This is a genomic window from Pseudomonas sp. SWI36 (assembly GCF_002948105.1).
Classification (GTDB): domain Bacteria; phylum Pseudomonadota; class Gammaproteobacteria; order Pseudomonadales; family Pseudomonadaceae; genus Aquipseudomonas; species Aquipseudomonas alloputida.
Window position 1 is genome coordinate 5389781 of record NZ_CP026675.1, and the last position, 17654, is coordinate 5407434.

General features: G+C 64.0%; 15 protein-coding genes. 1 reads left to right on the forward strand and 14 read right to left on the reverse strand.

Going from position 1 to position 17654, the window contains the following annotated elements:
- Window positions 1-42: 42 nt before the first annotated feature.
- The 11 genes from hbdH to C4Q27_RS25800 all read right to left on the reverse strand — a co-directional run bounded on the left by hbdH (window position 43) and on the right by C4Q27_RS25800 (window position 12162).
- Window positions 43-813 carry a 3-hydroxybutyrate dehydrogenase gene (gene hbdH / locus C4Q27_RS25750; protein ID WP_010953972.1) on the reverse strand — a complete coding sequence of 257 codons (771 nt, stop codon included), beginning with the start codon at window positions 811-813 and terminating at the stop codon, window positions 43-45.
- A 10-nt stretch (window positions 814-823) separates the two neighbouring features.
- Window positions 824-2215, reverse strand: coding sequence for a GntP family permease (locus C4Q27_RS25755; RefSeq protein ID WP_010953973.1), 1392 nt, complete (start codon window positions 2213-2215; stop codon window positions 824-826).
- A 225-nt stretch (window positions 2216-2440) separates the two neighbouring features.
- A complete protein-coding gene (locus tag C4Q27_RS25760; protein WP_104887575.1) occupies window positions 2441-3823 on the reverse strand; it encodes a sigma-54-dependent Fis family transcriptional regulator in 1383 nt (460 codons plus the stop codon).
- A gap of 59 nt (window positions 3824-3882) precedes the next feature.
- Window positions 3883-4899, reverse strand: coding sequence for an ABC transporter permease (locus C4Q27_RS25765; protein WP_020190943.1), 1017 nt, complete (start codon window positions 4897-4899; stop codon window positions 3883-3885).
- Window positions 4899-5957 carry a microcin C ABC transporter permease YejB gene (locus tag C4Q27_RS25770; protein ID WP_104887576.1) on the reverse strand — a complete coding sequence of 353 codons (1059 nt, stop codon included), beginning with the start codon at window positions 5955-5957 and terminating at the stop codon, window positions 4899-4901. The genes C4Q27_RS25765 and C4Q27_RS25770 overlap by 1 nt, the downstream gene beginning before the upstream one ends.
- Window positions 5954-7753 (reverse strand): extracellular solute-binding protein, encoded by a 1800-nt coding sequence (locus tag C4Q27_RS25775; protein WP_104887577.1) that lies wholly within the window; start codon window positions 7751-7753, stop codon window positions 5954-5956. The genes C4Q27_RS25770 and C4Q27_RS25775 overlap by 4 nt, the downstream gene beginning before the upstream one ends.
- A 142-nt stretch (window positions 7754-7895) precedes the next feature.
- A complete protein-coding gene (locus tag C4Q27_RS25780; RefSeq protein ID WP_003248318.1) occupies window positions 7896-8177 on the reverse strand; it encodes a peptidylprolyl isomerase in 282 nt (93 codons plus the stop codon).
- An 80-nt stretch (window positions 8178-8257) separates the two neighbouring features.
- Window positions 8258-9319 (reverse strand): 3-deoxy-7-phosphoheptulonate synthase, encoded by a 1062-nt coding sequence (locus C4Q27_RS25785; protein WP_104887578.1) that lies wholly within the window; start codon window positions 9317-9319, stop codon window positions 8258-8260.
- 554 nt (window positions 9320-9873) lie between these two features.
- Window positions 9874-10425 carry a YbhB/YbcL family Raf kinase inhibitor-like protein gene (locus C4Q27_RS25790; protein ID WP_064490555.1) on the reverse strand — a complete coding sequence of 184 codons (552 nt, stop codon included), beginning with the start codon at window positions 10423-10425 and terminating at the stop codon, window positions 9874-9876.
- 48 nt (window positions 10426-10473) lie between these two features.
- A complete protein-coding gene (locus C4Q27_RS25795; RefSeq protein ID WP_019438461.1) occupies window positions 10474-10782 on the reverse strand; it encodes a hypothetical protein in 309 nt (102 codons plus the stop codon).
- 81 nt (window positions 10783-10863) lie between these two features.
- Window positions 10864-12162, reverse strand: a complete 1299-nt coding sequence (locus tag C4Q27_RS25800; protein WP_020190937.1) for an MFS transporter — start codon at window positions 12160-12162, stop codon at window positions 10864-10866.
- A 426-nt stretch (window positions 12163-12588) separates the two neighbouring features.
- Between C4Q27_RS25800 and C4Q27_RS25805 the strand changes: the two genes are divergently transcribed.
- Entirely contained in the window at window positions 12589-13464 is an 876-nt protein-coding gene (locus tag C4Q27_RS25805; RefSeq protein WP_014591064.1) for an AEC family transporter, read from the forward strand.
- 136 nt (window positions 13465-13600) lie between these two features.
- Here the strand turns inward: C4Q27_RS25805 and C4Q27_RS25810 are convergent, their stop codons facing one another.
- The 3 genes from C4Q27_RS25810 to C4Q27_RS25820 all read right to left on the reverse strand — a co-directional run bounded on the left by C4Q27_RS25810 (window position 13601) and on the right by C4Q27_RS25820 (window position 17642).
- Window positions 13601-16018 (reverse strand): TonB-dependent receptor, encoded by a 2418-nt coding sequence (locus C4Q27_RS25810; RefSeq protein WP_104887579.1) that lies wholly within the window; start codon window positions 16016-16018, stop codon window positions 13601-13603.
- Between the two features lie 155 nt (window positions 16019-16173).
- A complete protein-coding gene (locus tag C4Q27_RS25815; protein WP_049586091.1) occupies window positions 16174-17136 on the reverse strand; it encodes a FecR domain-containing protein in 963 nt (320 codons plus the stop codon).
- The gene (locus C4Q27_RS25820) at window positions 17136-17642 is read right to left on the reverse strand and encodes a sigma-70 family RNA polymerase sigma factor (RefSeq protein ID WP_064490553.1); all 507 of its coding nucleotides are present in this window, start codon (window positions 17640-17642) and stop codon (window positions 17136-17138) included. The genes C4Q27_RS25815 and C4Q27_RS25820 overlap by 1 nt, the downstream gene beginning before the upstream one ends.
- Window positions 17643-17654 lie beyond the last annotated feature (12 nt).

Below are 17654 nucleotides of genomic sequence, written 5' to 3' on the forward strand. Positions count from 1 at the left end.
TGATAAACGAATGCGGGGCCGTCGCCAGGCCCAGGTCGCCCGTCACTGGGCCAACCAGCCACCATCGACGTTCCAGGCGGCGCCGCGAACCTGGCTACCGGCCTCGCTGCACAGGAAGAGTACCAGCTCGCCGAGGTGTTCGGGGGTGACGAAGGCCAGCGATGGTTGCTTTTCTGCCAGCAGATCGTGCTGCGCTTGCAGCCGATCGCCACCCTTGGCCGCACGATCGTCGATCTGCTTTTGCACCAGCGGTGTCAGCACCCAGCCCGGGCATATGGCATTGCAGGTGACATGACTGGTGGCGGTTTCCAGGCCGACCACCTTGGTCAGGCCGATCACACCATGCTTGGCTGCCACGTAGGCTGCCTTGCCAATCGAGCCGACCAGGCCATGCACCGAAGCGATATTGATGATGCGCCCCCAGTTGCGCGTGCGCATGCCCGGCAGCGCCAGGCGCGTGCCATGGAATACGGCCGACAGGTTCAGGGCGATGATCTTGTCCCAGCTTTCTGGCGGGAACTGCTCAACCGGTGCCACATGCTGGATACCGGCGTTGTTGACCAGGATGTCGACGCCGCCGAACTCGCGTTCGGCCAGGTTGAACAAGGCCTCGATCTGGACCACATCCGACAGGTCGGCCGGGTGGTGCACAACCTTCACCCCGTGCCGGGCAATTTCCGCCATGGCGGGGCCCGGGTCACCAAAGCCGTTGAGCACGATGTTGGCGCCAGCCCGGGCCAATACCTGGGCGATGCCCAGGCCAATGCCGCTGGTGGAACCGGTGACGAGTGCAGTTTTGCCTTCAAGGGTCATGCAATGCTCCTTAGACGATGCCAGTGGCGTAGAACGTGGCGATGACCACGAACACCGCCAGGGTCTTGATCAGGGTAATACCAAAAATGTCCTTGTAGGCCTCGCGGTGGGTGAGGCCGGTCACCGCCAGCAAGGTGATCACCGCGCCGTTGTGCGGCAGGGTGTCCATGCCACCGCTGGCCATGGCCGCTACCCGGTGTAGCACTTCCAGCGGGATATCGGCCGCGTGGGCGGCGGCGATGAACGTGTCGCCCATGGCTGCCAAGGCGATGCTCATGCCGCCCGAAGCGGAGCCAGTGATGCCGGCCAGCAAGGTCACGGTGATGGCTTCGTTCACCAAGGGGTTGGGGATGCTGCGCAGGGCATCGGCCAGCACCAGAAAACCCGGCAGCGAGGCGATTACCGCGCCAAAGCCGTATTCCGAAGCGGTGTTCATGGCTGCCAGCAAGGCACCACCCACCGCGCTTTTGGTGCCTTCGGCCAGGCGTGTACGAATGGCGCCAAAGGCGCACACCAGGACCATCAGGATGCCCACCAGCAACGCGGCCTGCACAGCCCAGATGGCCGTCAGCTTGGTCACGTCGCTTTGTACCGGTGCACTCATGCCTGGCAATTGCAGGCTGTGACTGGGGCCGTACCAATGCGGTATCCAGTGGGTGAACACCAGGTTCATCACCCCCACCAGTATCAGCGGCGACAGCGCCAGCCAAGGGTTGGGCAGGCTCAGGTCGGCAGCGGTTTCCGGTTCGTTGCGCAAGTCGGTGCCATAACCTTCACCGGCGCGCTGGGCCTTGTTGCGCTGGCGCTGCAGGTAGGCCATGCCGGTAAAGAACACGAACAGCGTGCCGATCAGGCCCAGCCACGGTGCGGCCCAGGCGGTGGTGTTGAAGAAGGTGCTGGGGATGATGTTCTGGATCTGTGGGGTGCCGGGCAAGGCGTCCATGGTGAACGAGAATGCGCCCAGGGCGATGGTGGCCGGGATCAGGCGTTTGGGGATGTTGCTCTGGCGGAACATTTCGGCGGCGAACGGGTACACCGCGAACACCACCACGAACAGCGAAACACCGCCGTAAGTGAGCAGGGCACAGACCAGTACGATGACCAGCATCGCCTGGCGGGTGCCGAGCAGGCGGATGGCCGCGGCGACGATCGAGCGGGAGAAGCCGGACAGCTCGATCAGCTTGCCGAACACCGCCCCCAGCAGGAATACCGGGAAGTACAGTTTGATGAAACCGACCATTTTTTCCATGAACACCCCCGTGAACGCAGGGGCGACGGCGGCAGGGTCGGTGAGCAGGACAGCGCCGAGGGCGGCGATGGGGGCGAAGAGGATTACGCTGTAACCGCGGTAGGCGGCCAGCATCAGCAAGGCCAAAGCAGCGAGTGCGATGAGCACGGTCATCGGGGTGGGTCTCCTGGGTGAGTCTTGTTTTTATCGTTGAGCAGGAGATAGCGGGAATCGTGCCAACTATGTAACTGGCTGATTTGTAAGGGTTAAAGGGTTTTGTTAGAAGTCTGTGTCTACATTCAGAGACGCCATGGGCTGCCTTACAGCCCATCGCTGGCTTGCCTGTGGTTAAGGGCGGAGCTCTGGCGGTAATCTCAAATCAGAAACAAAAGTCTCCAATCAGAGACCAAGTGCCGCCATCTTCTTGTACAGCGTCGACCGCCCCAGCCCTAAGGCTGCTGCTGCCTCTGGCACGTTTCCCCCCTGTTCGGCCAGCGCCCCGGCAATCAGGCCGCGTTCAAAGGCCTCGCAGGCCTCACGGTAGCTCTGCCGCACGGGCGCTTCAGCCAGCGGGCTCAATGGCCCCAATGCCGCACGCAGGTCCGCAACCCCCAACCGGGGCTGATCCGCCAGCAGGGTCGCGCGCTCCAGCACATTGCGCAGCTCGCGAATGTTCCCCGGCCACGCATGCCTGGCCAGCAGTTGCTGCGCTTCAGCTTCCAACTCGTACTGGCTGCCCAGCTCAGCCAATATGGCCTCGCACAGCGCGGGCAGGTCCTCCAGCCGTTGCCGCAACGGCGGAACATCGATCGGCAGCACATTCAGCCGGTAGTACAGGTCGGCGCGGAAGGCCCCGCGGGCCATGGCAGCCTGCAGGTCGATGGAGGTGGCGGCAATGATGCGCACATCGCTGCGCAGCATCTGGTTCGACCCGACCGGTTCGTATTCCTTTTCCTGCAGCACCCGCAGCAGCTTGCTCTGCAGGGCCAGCGGCATGTCGCCGATCTCGTCGAGGAACAGCGTGCCGCCTTCGGCCAGTTGCAGCTTGCCGCTGCGGCCCTTGCGGTCGGCGCCGGTAAAGGCACCCGGCGCAGTACCGAAGAATTCGGCTTCCAGCAGCGTCTCCGGGATGGCTGCGCTGTTGATGCTGACAAAAGCTTTGTGTGCCCGTGCCGACGCTGCGTGAATGGCGTGGGCCAGCAGCTCCTTGCCGGTGCCGGTTTCGCCCAGCAGCAACACGGGCGAATCACTGCCGGCGCCACGCCGGGCGCGTCGTTTGGCTTCCAGGCTGGGCGCGCTGCTGCCTACGAACTGGGCGAAGCTGTATTTGGCCTGGCGGGCGCGCAGTTGCGAGCGGGTCGAGGCCAGTTCCTGCTGCATGCTGGCGTAGCGCTTGAGCAGCGGCGACAGGCTGCGCAGTTCGTCGAACAGGGCAAAGCCAATGGCGCCGATCAGCGCGCCCTGGTCATCGTGGATGGGCAGGCGCATGACCACCAACGGCTCGTTCGGCGTGTCGAGCATGTCCAGCAGGATGGGCCGGCCATTGCTCACCACGTCGCGCATCAGGCTGCCGGGGATTACCGTTTCGCAGGGCTGGCCGATGGCACTGGCAGCGTCGGCCAGGCCAAAGCGTCGGGCGTAGCGTTCGTTCATCCAGACGATGCGTGCCTGGCGGTCGACGATCACCGTGCCCTCGCTGGACTGCTCAATGATCTCGAACAGTGAGCGGATCGCCAGTTGCCGTACCTGGGGGTAGTCCTTGAGGCTGTCGCTGTCGTGCATGGGTGAACATCCTGAATCATGTATTGGCACAAGCCCGCGAAAAGGCCAGGCCTGAAAACTCATCGTCGGGGGTCAAACGCCTCACGCAAGGCATCCCCGATAAACACCAGCAGTGACAGGATCACCGCCAGCGCAAAGAACGCGGTAAAGCCCAACCACGGTGCCTCCAGGTGCTGCTTGCCCTGGGTCACCAACTCGCCCAGCGAGGCGCTGCCCGCTGGCATGCCAAAGCCCAGAAAGTCCAGCGCGGTCAGTGTGGTGATCGCCCCGGTCAGCATGAACGGCACATAGGTCAGCGTGGCATTCATGGCATTGGGCAAGATATGCCGCAACATCACCTGACTGTCCGGTAACCCCAACGCCCGCGCTGCCTTTACATACTCCAGGTTGCGCCCACGCAGGAACTCGGCGCGCACGACGTCGACCAGGGTCAGCCAGGAGAACAGCGCCATGATCCCCAGCAACCACCAGAAATCCGGCTCGACGAAACCGCTGAGGATGATCAACAGATACAACACTGGCAACCCCGACCATACCTCCAGCAACCGCTGGCCGAGCAGGTCGACCCAGCCCCCGTGGTAGCCTTGCAGGGCGCCCGCCGCCACGCCAATGAGCACACTGACCACGGTCAGGGCAAAGGCGAACAGCAGCGATACCCGCGTGCCATAAAGCACCCGCGCCAGCACGTCACGGCCTTGGTCGTCGGTGCCTAGCCAGTTGCTGGCACTGGGCGGACTGGGGGTGGGCACCTGCAGGTCGTAATTTGGTGTGTCGGCACTGAACGGGATAGGTGCGAACAGCATCCAGCCACCCTGTTCAGCGATCAGTTGGCGCACATAGGCGCTGCGGTAGTCGGGCTGAAACGGCAGTTGCCCGCCGAACTGCTGCTCGGTATAGCGTTTGAGCGCCGGAACGTACAAATTGCCCTTGTAGCCCAGCAGCAGTGGTTTGTCGTTGGCCACCAGTTCGGCGCAAAGGCTCAGCAGCAGAAGGCCGGCAAACAACCACAGCGACACCCAGCCCAGGCGGTGGCGGCGAAAACGTTGCAGGCGACGGCGCGACAGGGGCGATAGCATCAGTGCGCCCTCGTATCGAAGTCGATGCGCGGGTCGAGCAGGGTGTAAGACAGGTCCCCGATCAGGCGAATCAGCAGGCCCGCCAGGGTGAAGATGAACAGCGTGCCGAACACCACCGGGTAATCCCGCGACACGGCGGCCTCATAGCTCATGCGGCCCAGGCCGTCGAGCGAGAAGATCACCTCGATCAGCAACGAGCCGGCAAAGAACACGGTGATCAGCGCCTGTGGCAGCCCGGCCACCACCAGCAGCATGGCGTTGCGCAACACATGGCCATACAGCACGCGGCGTTCGCTGAGGCCCTTGGCCCGGGCAGTGACCACGTATTGGCGGGAAACCTCGTCGAGGAAGGCATTCTTGGTCAACAGCGTGAGGGTGGCGAACCCACCGATCACCAGGGCCGCGACCGGCAGCACCAGGTGCCAGAAGTAGTCGGCGACCTTGCCCAGCAGGCTGAGCTCGTCGAAATTGTCCGAGACCAGGCCGCGCACCGGGAACCAGTTGAGCGAAGTGCCGCCGGCAAACAGGACGATCAGCAGCAGGGCGAACAGGAACGAAGGCAGGGCGTAACCGATCACGATCAACGCGCTGCTCCAGGCATCGAAGCGGCTGCCGTGGCGCATCGCCTTGCGGATGCCCAGCGGAATCGACACCAGGTAGGTGATCAGCGTGGCCCAGAAGCCCAGCGACAGGGTGACCGGCAACTTGTCGAGAATCAGGTCGGTGACTTTGGCGCCGCGGAAGAAGCTGTTGCCAAAGTCCAGCCGGGCATATTGGCCGAGCATCAACCAAAGCCGCTCGGGGGCGGATTTGTCGAAGCCATACTGGCGCTTGATCTCCTCGATCAGTTTTGGGTCCAGGCCGCGTGTGGCCCGGGATTCGCCATGGACCACTTCAGCTCGAGAGCCGGGTGCGCCGCCACCGATGCCCTGCAGGCGCGCCACGGCTTGTTCCACCGGGCCACCCGGCGCGGCCTGGACGATGGCGAAATTGACCAGCAGGATTGCCAGCAGCGTCGGGATGATCAGCAACAGACGGCGCAGGATATAAGCGGTCATGGCGAGGCCTTCCGGTGTTCGGCCATCTGCGCGTTGGTCAGCGGGGTAGGGCTTACCTCCCACCAGGTGTCCAGGCCTTCGTCATAGGTGGCCTGGACCTTGGGCAGGCCGAAGCGGTTCCACCAGACGGTGGAGCTGCCCGGCGGGTAATAGTTGGGGATCCAGTAGTAATTCCATTGCAGCACGCGGTCCAGGGCATGGGCGTGGCGCAGCATGTCGGCTTGGGTGTCGGCGCGGACCAGGCCGTCGATCAGGTGGTCCACGGCCGGGTCCTGCAGGACCATCAGGTTGTTCGAGCCGGGGTCGTGAGCGGCCGCCGAGCCAAAGTAGTTGTACAACTCGGCACCCGGCGACAGGGTGACCGGGTAGCCGGTGACGATCATGTCGTAATCGCGCGCCATCAGCCGGTTGACGTACTGGGCCGAGTCGACGTTGCGGATGTTCAGGGTAACGCCGATCTGGGCCAGGTTGCGCTTCCACGGCAGCAGCAGGCGTTCAAGGCCCGCCTGGCCATTGAGGAACGTGAACGCCAGCGGCGTGCCCTGGCTATTGACCAGGCGGTCGCCTTCGGGGTGCCAGCCGGCTTGTTCGAGCAGGGCCAGGGCCTGCAACTGCTGTTTACGGATGATCCCCGAGCCGTCGGTGACCGGGGCAGTGAACACCGTGGTGAACACTTCATCTGGCACTTGGCCGCGCAAGGGGGCGAGCAGCTTCAACTCGCCCGCATCCGGCAACTGGCGAGCGGCCAACGGCGTATTGGAGAACACGCTTTGCTGGCGGATGTACAGGTTGCGCATCATCTGCCGGTTGCTCCACTCGAAGTCCCATAACATACCCAGCGCCTGCCGCACACGGCGGTCCTTGAACTGCGGCTGGTCGAGGTTGAACACAAAACCCTGAGCCACCTGCGGTTTGGCCGGGCCCAGGTGGGCGCGCTGCAGGCGGCCGTCGTCCAGTTGCGCACCGTTGTAGCCCAAGGTGTAGGCCGTGGCGGAGAACTCGCGGTTGTAGTCGTAGCCACCGCCTTTGAGTACCTGGCGCGCCACTTCGGTGTCGCCGAAGTACTCGATGCGCAGCTTGTCGAAATTGTAGCGGCCACGGCTGGCGGGCAGGTCACGTGCCCACCATGCCGGGTCGCGTTCGAAGGTGATGCTGCGGCCGTTGTCGATGCGCCCGATTCGGTATGGCCCGCTGCCGACTGGCTTGTCGAAGCCGGCACCGTTGGCAAAGTCGCGCTGCTGCAGGTCGTGCTCGGGCATTACCGGCAGGCTGGCGAGGTCCAGCGCCAGGGTGCGGCCGTGCTCGGGCTTCAAGTCGAATCGCACGCTGTGCAGGTTTTCCACGGTCACGCCGGCCACGTCGGCAAACTGGGTACGGTACTTGAGGCTGCCCTTGCTCATCAGCAGTTCGAAGGTGAAACGAACGTCTTCGGCGCGCACCGGCCTGCCATCGGCGAAGGTGGCGCGTGGGTCGAGGTCGAAACGTAGCCACTCATCATTGGGGCCGCGCTCCATGCGCCGGGCGATCAGGCCGTAAACGGTATAGGGTTCATCGTACGAGCGTACCGCCAGTGGCGCGTACAGCAGGCCATCGACTTCGCTGACACCGATGCCTTTGTCGATATAGGGAAGGATATGGTCGAACTGGCCGATCTCGATGGCCGAGCGGCGCAAGATGCCGCCCTTGGGGGCGTTGGGGTTTACATAGTCGAAATGCCGGAAGCTGGCGGCGTAGCGGGGGGCTTCACCGTAGACCGTGAGGGCGTGGGTGGGAGCGGCCTGGACCGTAAAGCCCATGCACGAAAATACAAGCCCCCACAATACTTGTGGGAGCGGGTTTACCCGCGAATGCGTCGGAGCAGGCAACGAGGTTGTCTGGTCTGGCCTCTTCGCGGGTAAACCCGCTCCCACAGGGGGGCTGATCACCGGGAGGGGTGAATCAGTCCTGGCGGCTGGTCACTTCCAGCAGGTGGTAGCCGAACTGGGTCTTCACCGGGCCTTGCACGGTGTTGACCGGTGCGCTGAAGACCACGGTGTCGAATTCCTTGACCATCTGGCCTGGGCCGAACGAGCCCAGGTCACCGCCCTGACGGCTGGACGGGCAGGTGGAGTTGGCTTTGGCGATTTCAGCGAAGTCGGCGCCTGCTTCGATCTGGGCTTTGAGTTCGTTGCACTTGTCTTCGCTGCTGACCAGAATGTGGCGGGCGGTTGCACGGGCCATGGGTACTGCTCCTTGGGGGTAAAAAGGCAAGCCTAGCGCACTTGTCCGGGGTATGTCTCGCCAGGCTTACAACCTTCGGCCTACAGTTTTTGTGCCGCCTCACGCAACAGGGTTTCGGTCGAGGCCCAGCCCAGGCAGCCGTCGGTAATCGACACACCGTATTTCAGCGTGCCCTTGCCCAGCGCCTGGCAGCCATCGAACAAGTGCCCTTCGATCATGACGCCGACCAGCGAACGGTCGCCGGCCAGGCGCTGTTCCAGCACATCATTGAAGACCGCTGGCTGGCGCGCCGGGTCCTTGCCGCTGTTGGCGTGGCTGCAATCGACCATGATCCGTGCCTGCAGGCCGGCCTTGGCCAACGCCTGACGGGCTATGGCAATGCTGTTGGCATCGTGGTTCGGGCCTTTGTGGCCGCCGCGCAGCACAAGGTGTGTGTCCGGGTTGCCCAAGGTCTCGATGATCGCCGGGTGGCCCTGTGCATCCATACCGAAGTGGCGGTGCGGGTGGGCAGCGCTGCGCATGGCGTCGCTGGCGATGGCGATGCCGCCGTCCGTACCGTTCTTGAAGCCGACCGGCAGCTCCAGGCCACTGACCATTTCGCGGTGGATTTGCGATTCGGTGGTGCGTGCGCCGATCGCCGCCCAGGCCAACAGGTCGTCGAAGTAGCCGGCGGCCATCGGTTGCAGCAACTCGGTGGCGATCGGCAGGCCGCGTTCGATCATGCTCAGCATCAGCCCGCGAGACAAGGCGATACCCGAGTGCATGTCGTCACTGCCATCGAGGTGCGGGTCGTAGGCAAGGCCTTTCCAGCCCACTGTAGTACGTGGTTTTTCGACGTAGGCGCGCATCACCAGCAGCAGCTTGTCGTTGACTTCGCGGCCAAGGGCGGCCAGGCGGTCGGCGTATTCAAGGGCCGAGCGTGGGTCATGAATCGAGCACGGGCCGACGATGACCAGCAGGCGCGGGTCGCGGCCTTCGAGGATGTTGCGGATGGCCTGGCGATGGGCCTGGACTTGCTGGGCCAGTTCGCTGGGCAGTGGCATCTGCTGCTTGAGCAGGTGCGGGCTGGGCAGGCGTTTGCTGACAGTGGTGTTGGCCGCTTGCGGCTGGGTCAGGGGCAGGGCGAGGCTGGAAGCGTGCATGGCGTTTTTCCCTGGGCGGACAGCGGGTTCAAGCCCGCATGGTCGGCCCTATCGAGGTGTTCGACAGATCGTTGAATTCGTATTGGCTGCTGCATTGCCACCTGTAGAAGACCGGTCGGAGGCGGCAGGCTGGCCCGAACGGGATTGGCTAAATCGCCAGGCGCAGGTGTTTGCGTAGTAATAAGTGGCGTAGTTCATGAATCTATCCTCAAAGTGAATCGGTGTTGGTCAAAGGCCTGAAAAACAAAACCCCCGGTCGGGAAGCCGACCGGGGGTTTGAGTATTCTCATGTTCGGCGGCCCCTCGAAGGTGGACGCCGGGTGGGTATCGGCGCCTAGTGGCTAAACCAATACCCAAAGTAATAGCTGGCAGGTGCCACGCAGCCGGCAACGGCCAGCACAGGGCGCAGGCTGCGACCGGTGTGGTTGGCGTGGTTGCGGGTGTGTTTCGGCATGTTGCTCTCCAGTGAATGAGCCCGAGCTTACTTCAGTTCGTGCGGGCCATTCAATGGATAAATGCTATGGGGCCGATCATTTATTTTTGTACTGACTGGTTCAATGGCCGTAGCGTCCGACCAGGCTCTGCGCCCCCAGGGCGTGGCCTTGCAGCAGTTGCAGCAGGCCGCTGCGGTCCAGCCCCTCGGGCAAGGTACCCAAGGGCAGGTCGGTGGCAATCAGGGTCAGGGCGTAATGATGGGGGTTGTCGCCGGCGGGTGGACAGGGGCCGCGGTAGCTCTGGGTGCCACGGGAGTTGCGGCCCACTGTCACGTAGGGCCCGCTCAACCCCGCCATGCCTTCCTTGAGCCCATCGTGTTCGGGATCGATGTTGTAGGCCACCCAGTGCACCACACCCACACCCTTGCCACCGTCCGGGTCGAACATGATCAGGGCCAGCGACCGCGTACCTGCGGGCAGGTTGTCCCAGCTCAGTTGCGGGGTCCGCTCTTCACCGGCACCGCATGCCGGGTCCTGGCCGACCTGTTGCAGGGCAATGACGCCGCCATCGGTGAAAGACGAGGAACTGACCGACATCGCGCCTTGGCCGCCTGCGGCGGCTAACGCTGTGCAGGGCAGCAAAGCAGCGAACAGCCAGTGTCTGAAGTGCATGGTCAATCCTTGGCAGGGCGTCAGGGCTCAGTCTAGACCAGGTCTGCTTCAGCGGCTGTCCTGGTCCTCGGCAGTGCCTCCGCTGGCTCCGGCACCAGAGCCGGTGGCTTCGCCGGTGCTGTTGGAGCCGCCAGACGCACCGTCGGCGGCATCGGCGTTGCTGCCGGTGTCACTGCTGTCGTTACCTTTGCTGCTACCGGGGCTGTTGACGCTGCTGCCTTCACCGGCGGTCTTGCCGCCGGATTGGTCAGTTTGCGGATGGCTGTCGGTATGGGTGTCGGTGGCGGCGAAGGCAGCGCCGGTGAGGCTGGTCAGGGCCAGCGCCAGGCTCAGGGACAGCGGGCGAATACGGATCATGGGACTTCTCCTTTGTGCAAGATCTGACATTCGTTTGGCTGGCAGCTGCTGGCGGGGTGCCTTCTGGGCGACGAGTGGCAATCAACAGGATTCCGAGCGCTGTGCGGTTGCCGGGGTTTCGACCGGCTCCAGCGGCGGATGCTCCTGCGCCGCATGCATCAGGTCTTCGGTCACCCGCAACTCGGCACCGGTTGGCGAGAAGGTGGTCGAAGCGGTGAACGGCGCCGGGTGCTCTGCCGCCGGGCGTTTGCCGCGGCGCCACATGAAGAAGCACACCATGGCCAGGTTGACCACGGCAAACGCCCAGAACAGCCCAGCCTCGCCAAACTCGGTCATCATCGGCGAAATGGCCACCGGTGCCATGGCCGAGCCCAGCGAGTTGATCAGCAGCAGGCCCTGGATCATCGGTACCAGGGCATCGGACGGCGCGCGGTCGGCCGCATGGCTGACCGCCACCGGGTACAGGGTGAACACGCCACCACCCAGCAGGAACAGCATGGCCGGCAGCAGGAACGAGTCCGATGGCAGGAACACCGTTACAAGGGACAGGACAACGCACAACGCGGCGAGCGCGAGCAGCACATCGAGGCGGTCCTTGCGGTCGGACCAGCGCCCGACCGGGTATTGCAGCAGCATCGCGCCAAGGATCACCCAGGCCATCATGTTGCCGACCTCACCCACCTCCAGGCCGATGCGCTGCAGGTACAGTGGCAGCAGCGCATAGATGCCGGCAATCGCTACACCCGAGCCGAAGCAGCCGACCAGGCCCGACGGTGCCACGCCCAGCAACTGGCGAGGTTTGAGGGGTTCGACCTGGTCCAGCAGCGGCGACACCCGCGGCAGGATCACGATCGGCAACACCGACAGGGCGGCCAGCACGCCGGCCAGCATGAACGGGGCGGTATCGCCTAGCTGGGTGATTTCGCCAAGACCGGCCTGGGCGATCACCCCGGCGCCGTAGAAGGCGATCATGTACAGCGCCAGCAGGCGGCCGCGGATTTTCGCGTCGCCGGCCAGCAGCAGCCAGCTTTCGATCACCAGGAACACGCCCACCGCGGCCCAGCCGTTGATCAGGCGTAACACCGACCACCAGGTGACCTCGTAGAACAACCCTTGCAGCAGGATGGTCACGGCGATCAGCGAGGCGAAGCTGGTATAGGCGCGGATGTGGCCGATGCGCAGGATCAGCCGGTCGTTGAAGATGGCGCCGAGGGTCAGGCCGATGAAGTAAGTCGACGAGACGATACCAATGGTAGTGGCAGACTCACCGGCGGCGCCCAGGCGCAGGGTGGTCAGGGAAGACATGAAGCCGTTGCCCAGGGCAATGATGAACAGCCCGAGCAGGGGCGCCAGCGCCATGGCCAGCAAACGCGGAGACATACGTACCTCTAGTTGGATGAGCGGAATGAGCACCTTCTCGGCGCGCACACCGGCTCGACCCGGCAAGGGGCGAGTGGCGACACGGATGCGACCTGGGCAAGACTCAACCGCTGGGCGCTATGGGAGATGGGCCGGGCGGGGAGGGTTGAGCCTACTTCACATGTGCGTTCATGTGTTCAGGCGCTGACTCTGTCATTGCTGCTGGTTGCCACCGTTCAAGGCGACGGGCGAAAAGGAAGCGGGATTCTACGGGCTTGGACGCTTTTGCCCAAGGGGCTCGGGTGTGCGACGAGACGCCGCAGTCTCAGCGCGACATGAACATGTCTTCCACAGACATTTTCGATGGCGGCTCCTGCGTGCATTGAAATCGGCCCGGTAATCTCACTGAGTGCTGCATAATGCCGAACCCCACCAAGGAAGGCCCCCATGTTCGCGTCGCTGTTCGCAGTCCTGGCCCCGGTTTTCATCGTCGCCGGAATTGGTTTTGCCTGGGCCCGCAAGGGCCTGGATTATCCCACTGACTTCATCGCCCGGGTGGTGATGACCGTCGGCACACCTTCGCTGGTACTGTCCACCCTCAGCCGTACCGAGCTGGACCCGAATGCCTTTACCAGCATGGCCGTGGCCTGCTTGCTGTGCACCCTGGGTATGGCCCTGGCCGCTTTGCTGGTGTGTCGCGCGTCGGGCATGCACTGGCGGGTACTGCTGCCGGCGTTCATGTTCCCCAACACCGGCAACATGGGCCTGCCGATCAGTCTGTATGCCTTCGGGGAGCATGGCCTGGCCCTGGCCGTGGCATTTTTCCTGACCCTGTCGATCGTGCAGTTCACCATCGGCATGGCCATCTCCGGCACGGCGGCTTCGCTCAAGGCGCTGTTGCGCAACCCTATCGTCATCAGCCTGGCCGGCGCCATGCCCATCATTTTTCTCGATTTCGAACTGCCGCGTTGGCTGGCCAACACCGCAGACCTGCTGGGCGGCATGACCATTCCGCTCATGCTGCTGACCTTGGGGGTGTCACTGGCCAGCATTCGCCTGCGTCATGTGGGCAGCGGCATGCTGCTGGGCGGCTTGCGCATTGGCCTGGGGGCTGCGGTGGGCTGGGCAGTGGGCGCGGTACTGGGTATGGACAGCCTGGAGCGTGCGGTGCTGATGGTGCAGTCGGCGATGCCGGTAGCCGTGTTCAACTACCTGATGGCGGTGCGGGCCAACCGTGAGCCAGAGCAGGTGGCGAACCTGGTGATGTGTTCTACGGTGCTGTCGTTTGCCTGGTTGCCGGTGGTGCTGGCTTGGTGGATGTAAGCCTGTTCTGGCCTTTTCGCGGGCTTGTCCGTGAAAAGGCCAGTGGCAATCACATCATGTTCTGCCGTGGACGCACCCGGGGCACCCTGCAGGAACTTTAGACGCTGCAGCGTTCAGCCTTGCTCATCAAAGCGTCTTAGAAGTCTACACTGGCCGACAAGCGCAAAACCCGCGGCGTACCTTGCGTCAGGTAGTTGTTCGAGGTCGACGCCGAAGCCCAGTACGCCTTGTTCGCCACGTTCTCCACATTGGCGCGCAATGTCACCTGCTTGTCGTCGAGCTTGAAGCGGTAGCGCCCGCCCAGGTCCACCCGGGTCCAGGCGGGGATGCTCAGGCTGTTGGCCGCATTCACATACTGGCCACCCGTGCGCAGCAGCCGGGCACTGAGCGCGGCGCCTTCGATACCGGGCACGTCCCAGTCGGCGCCCAGGTTGTACTGAAAGCGCGGCACGCCAGCAGCACGGTTGCCGTCGTTGCTGCCATAGGCCGTGTTTTTCTGTTCGGTGTGCATGAACACCGCGCCTGTCAGCAGACGCAAGCCGTCTAGCGGTTCACCGAACAGGTTCAGCTCCACCCCCTTGTTGACCTGCTCGCCGTCCATGCTGAACGTGTCCAGCGCTGCCCCGGGAGCGCGATAGGTCACGCTGTTGGGCTGCTCGATACGGTACACGCCCAGGCTCGCACCAAAGCTGTTCCAGTCCAGCTTCACCCCGGCCTCTACCTGTTTGCTGCGCTTGGGCGGGAATACTTCGTTGGCATTGCTGACACTCGAGGGGGCCGTTGGCCCCTGGGCCAGGCCCTCGATGCGGTTGGCATAGAACGACACATGCTCCCAGGGTTTGATCACCAGGCCATACACCGGGGTTGTAATCGACTCATCGTAAGGCGTGTTGCGCACACCTGTGGCAGTCGCCCAGCTGTCGACGCTGATCGACTGCCGGCGCACGCCCACGGTCAACAGCACGCGGTCATCCAGCAGCCCCAGGGTGTCGGACAACGCGACGCTCTTGTTGCGGTTTTTGCCGACGATGCGCGGGTCGTGCAAATCGCTGCCGAAATAGGTATCGGTCGGGCGCGGCACCTTGACCGGGTTGTAAAGGTTGCTGTCATAACGCTTGCTGGCCGCCAGCGCCTCGTAGGCCGAGCGCTGCTCACCCCACAGGCCCGACAGGCCAAAATTGACCCGGTGGCTGACCGGGCCGGTGGCAAAGCGGCCATTGACGCCGGCGACGGCGCTCTTGTTGTCTTCGTCGTGGGGCGTATAGAGGAACCCGCCGCGTGCGGTGCCATTCCCGTCACTGACATAGAGCGAGGAATACTCGCCGTTCTCACGGGTATGCTTGGCCCCGGCGCCGGCATACAGCATCCAGGCGTCGTTCAGGTCGTACTCGGCGTTGAGCATGCCGTAGGTGTCTTCCAGCTGCGACCAGCTCCAGGCCTGCGAGTAGTTGTCTCGCGCCGATGGCGCCCGGGGAACCTTGTCGCCGGTGGGGTAGATCACCGCACGGCCCTGGTTGATACGCTCTTTCTGGTAACCCAGGTCGGTGGACAGGCGCAGCCGTTCACCACGGTAGTCAAGGGCCACGGCAAGCAGGGTGGAATGCTGGGCCTCGTCATCGATGCCGCTGCCACCGTCATGCTGAGCCAGGTTGATGCGGGCGCCAAAACGGTTGTCTTCACCAAAACGTTGGCCCAGGTCGAGGTGGCCACCCACGTTGTCGCCCGTGGCGTAGTCGAGGGTGACATGCCGCGTGGCGCTATCTTCGGCACGCTTGGGCACCAGGTTGATCGCCCCACCGATGCCGCTACCCTGTGGTGCGACCCCATTGAGAAAAGCACTGGAACCCTTGAATACTTCGACCCGCTCGAGTGCCTCGGTCGTCACGATCTGCCTCGGTAGCACCCCGTACAGGCCGTTATAGCTGATGTCGTCGGTGTTCAGCGGCAAACCGCGAATGGTGAATACCTGCGAAAAGTTGCCAAAGCCCGCCGACTGGCGCACTGACGCGTCATTGAGCAGCACGTCACCCAGGGTACGGGCCTGCTGGTCGGCGATGGTCTTGGCGGTATAGCTGGTAACGCTGAACGGCACGTCGCTGATTGCCTGGTCGCCCAGCACGCCCAGGCGGGCACTACGGGCTACCTGGCCACCTTGCCAGGTATCGGTGCTGGCGGCCAGGTCGCTGTTGATGGTAGTCGCGCCCAGTTCCACGGCATTGCCCAGGTCGACCGTCGGCGCCAAGGTATAACCGCCACTGTCGGTAGTGATCAGGCTGTAGCCACTGCCGGCCAACAGACGGGCAAAGCCTTGCGCGATACTGTAGCTGCCCTCCAGGCCTTGGCTTTGTACGCCCCTGAGCAGGGCCGGGTCGAATGACAACGCCACCCCGGCGTTGGCGGCAAAGCGCGCCAGCACATCGGCCAACGGGCCTGCCGCCAGGTGGTAAGTGCGCGCGGAGGTGTCGGCTGCCATCGCGGTGGGGGCCAGGGCGGCCATGGCGATGGCTAGGCTCAGGGCCTTCAAAGGCAAGCGGTACGGCTGGCGAGGCGTCATGCGTGGGTCCTGTGGGTGCAGAAATGAAGGTTCTGCACTCATCACCGGACGACGCAGGAAAAGGTATCAATCGTGCTGCCCATCGTCCCTGTGGGAACAACTGTCCTGCTCACACGTTGAAGGTTGGCGCGATCACCGGGAGCGTTGCCAGGCTTTCACACGTGTGGCTCCACAGTTACCCAGTAGCGGGTCATGCCCTGAATGTTCACCGGCAGGGTGTCGCTCAGCAGCCGCAGGCTGGCATCGGTGTCGGCCAGCGGGAATGCGCCAGACACCTTCAGCTCGCGCACTGCCGGGTGGCAGCGCAGCACGCCGGGGCGATAGCGGGCCAACTCTTGCAGCAGGTCGGCCAAGCGCATGTCGCGAGCCAGCAGCATGCCGTGCTCCCAGGCCAGGTCACCGGTTTCCAGCGGTGAGGCCGGTAGCACCCGGTCCCCATCGAAAGCGCTGCGCTCGCCTGCCTTGAGCAACAGGCTGTCGGCATGCAGCGGTCGAGTGTCGACTGCGCCTTCCAGGACGGCGACCTGGGTCAGCGGGCCATGGATGCGCACGCTGAAGCGAGTGCCCCTGGCAGTTGCCTGCCCATGCGGGGTGCGCACTGACAGTGGCCGGGCCGGGGTCGCTGGGTCTTTGGCGCTGGTCAGTAGAATTTCGCCCGCCAGCAGGTCAATGCGGCGCTGTCGCGCGTCAAAGGTGATATCGATGGCGGTGTCAGTGTTAAGCAGCACCTGGCTGCCGTCGGCGAGCGTCAACGTGCGTTGTTCGCCGACCGCTGTATGCGCATCGGCGGTCCATTGCTGCCACGGCGTTTCGCGCCAGGCCAGCCAGGCTGCCGGTGCTGCCAGCAGCCACAGCCCCAGGCGATGCAGCGCTTGGCGACGACTTACCGCGCCGTTACGGCTCAGACGGCGCAGGGTTTCACCGGTAACCGGTGTGGGCAGGCGGCGGAAATCACCGAGGATGGCCTCTGCACGCTGCCACGCCTGGGCGTGCTGGGCACTGCGCTTGCACCAGGCCTGCACGGCGCGGTGGTCGGCTTCAGTGGCGGTGCCCGATTGCAGCTGCACCAGCCAGTCAGCCGCTTCGCCCAGGATCAGCGGGTCAATGCGCTGCACCATCACTCGATGCTCAGGCAGGCAAGGAATGCCGTACGCATGTCGCGCTTGATCGTGATCAGCGAAACCTGCAGCTGTTCGGCGATTTGGGCGTAGGTCAGGCCGTCCAGCTGTGACAGCAGGAACACCTGACGTACCCGCGCCGGCATGTCGCGCAGCATGGCGTCGATGCGGTACAGGGTTTCAAGGATCAGCCAGCGCGTTTCCGGCGAAGGCACCTCGGGTTGCGGCAAATGGGCGATGGCCTCCAGGTAGGCCCGCTCGACATCCTGGCGGCGCCAGCGGTCGACCACCAGGCCCTTGGCTATATGAGTAAGCAAGGCCCGGGGTTCGTTGCCAAAGTAGGGGTTGCCTTGGCGGCTGAGCAGGCGCACGAACGTGTCGTGAGCCAGGTCGGCGGCATCGCAGGCATTGCCCACTTTACGGCCCAGCCAACCCTGCAGCCAGCCATGGTGCTCGGTGTACAGCGTCTGGACCTGCAGGTTGAGGCTAGGTTCGGCGGGTGGCATGGCGGGCGCGTG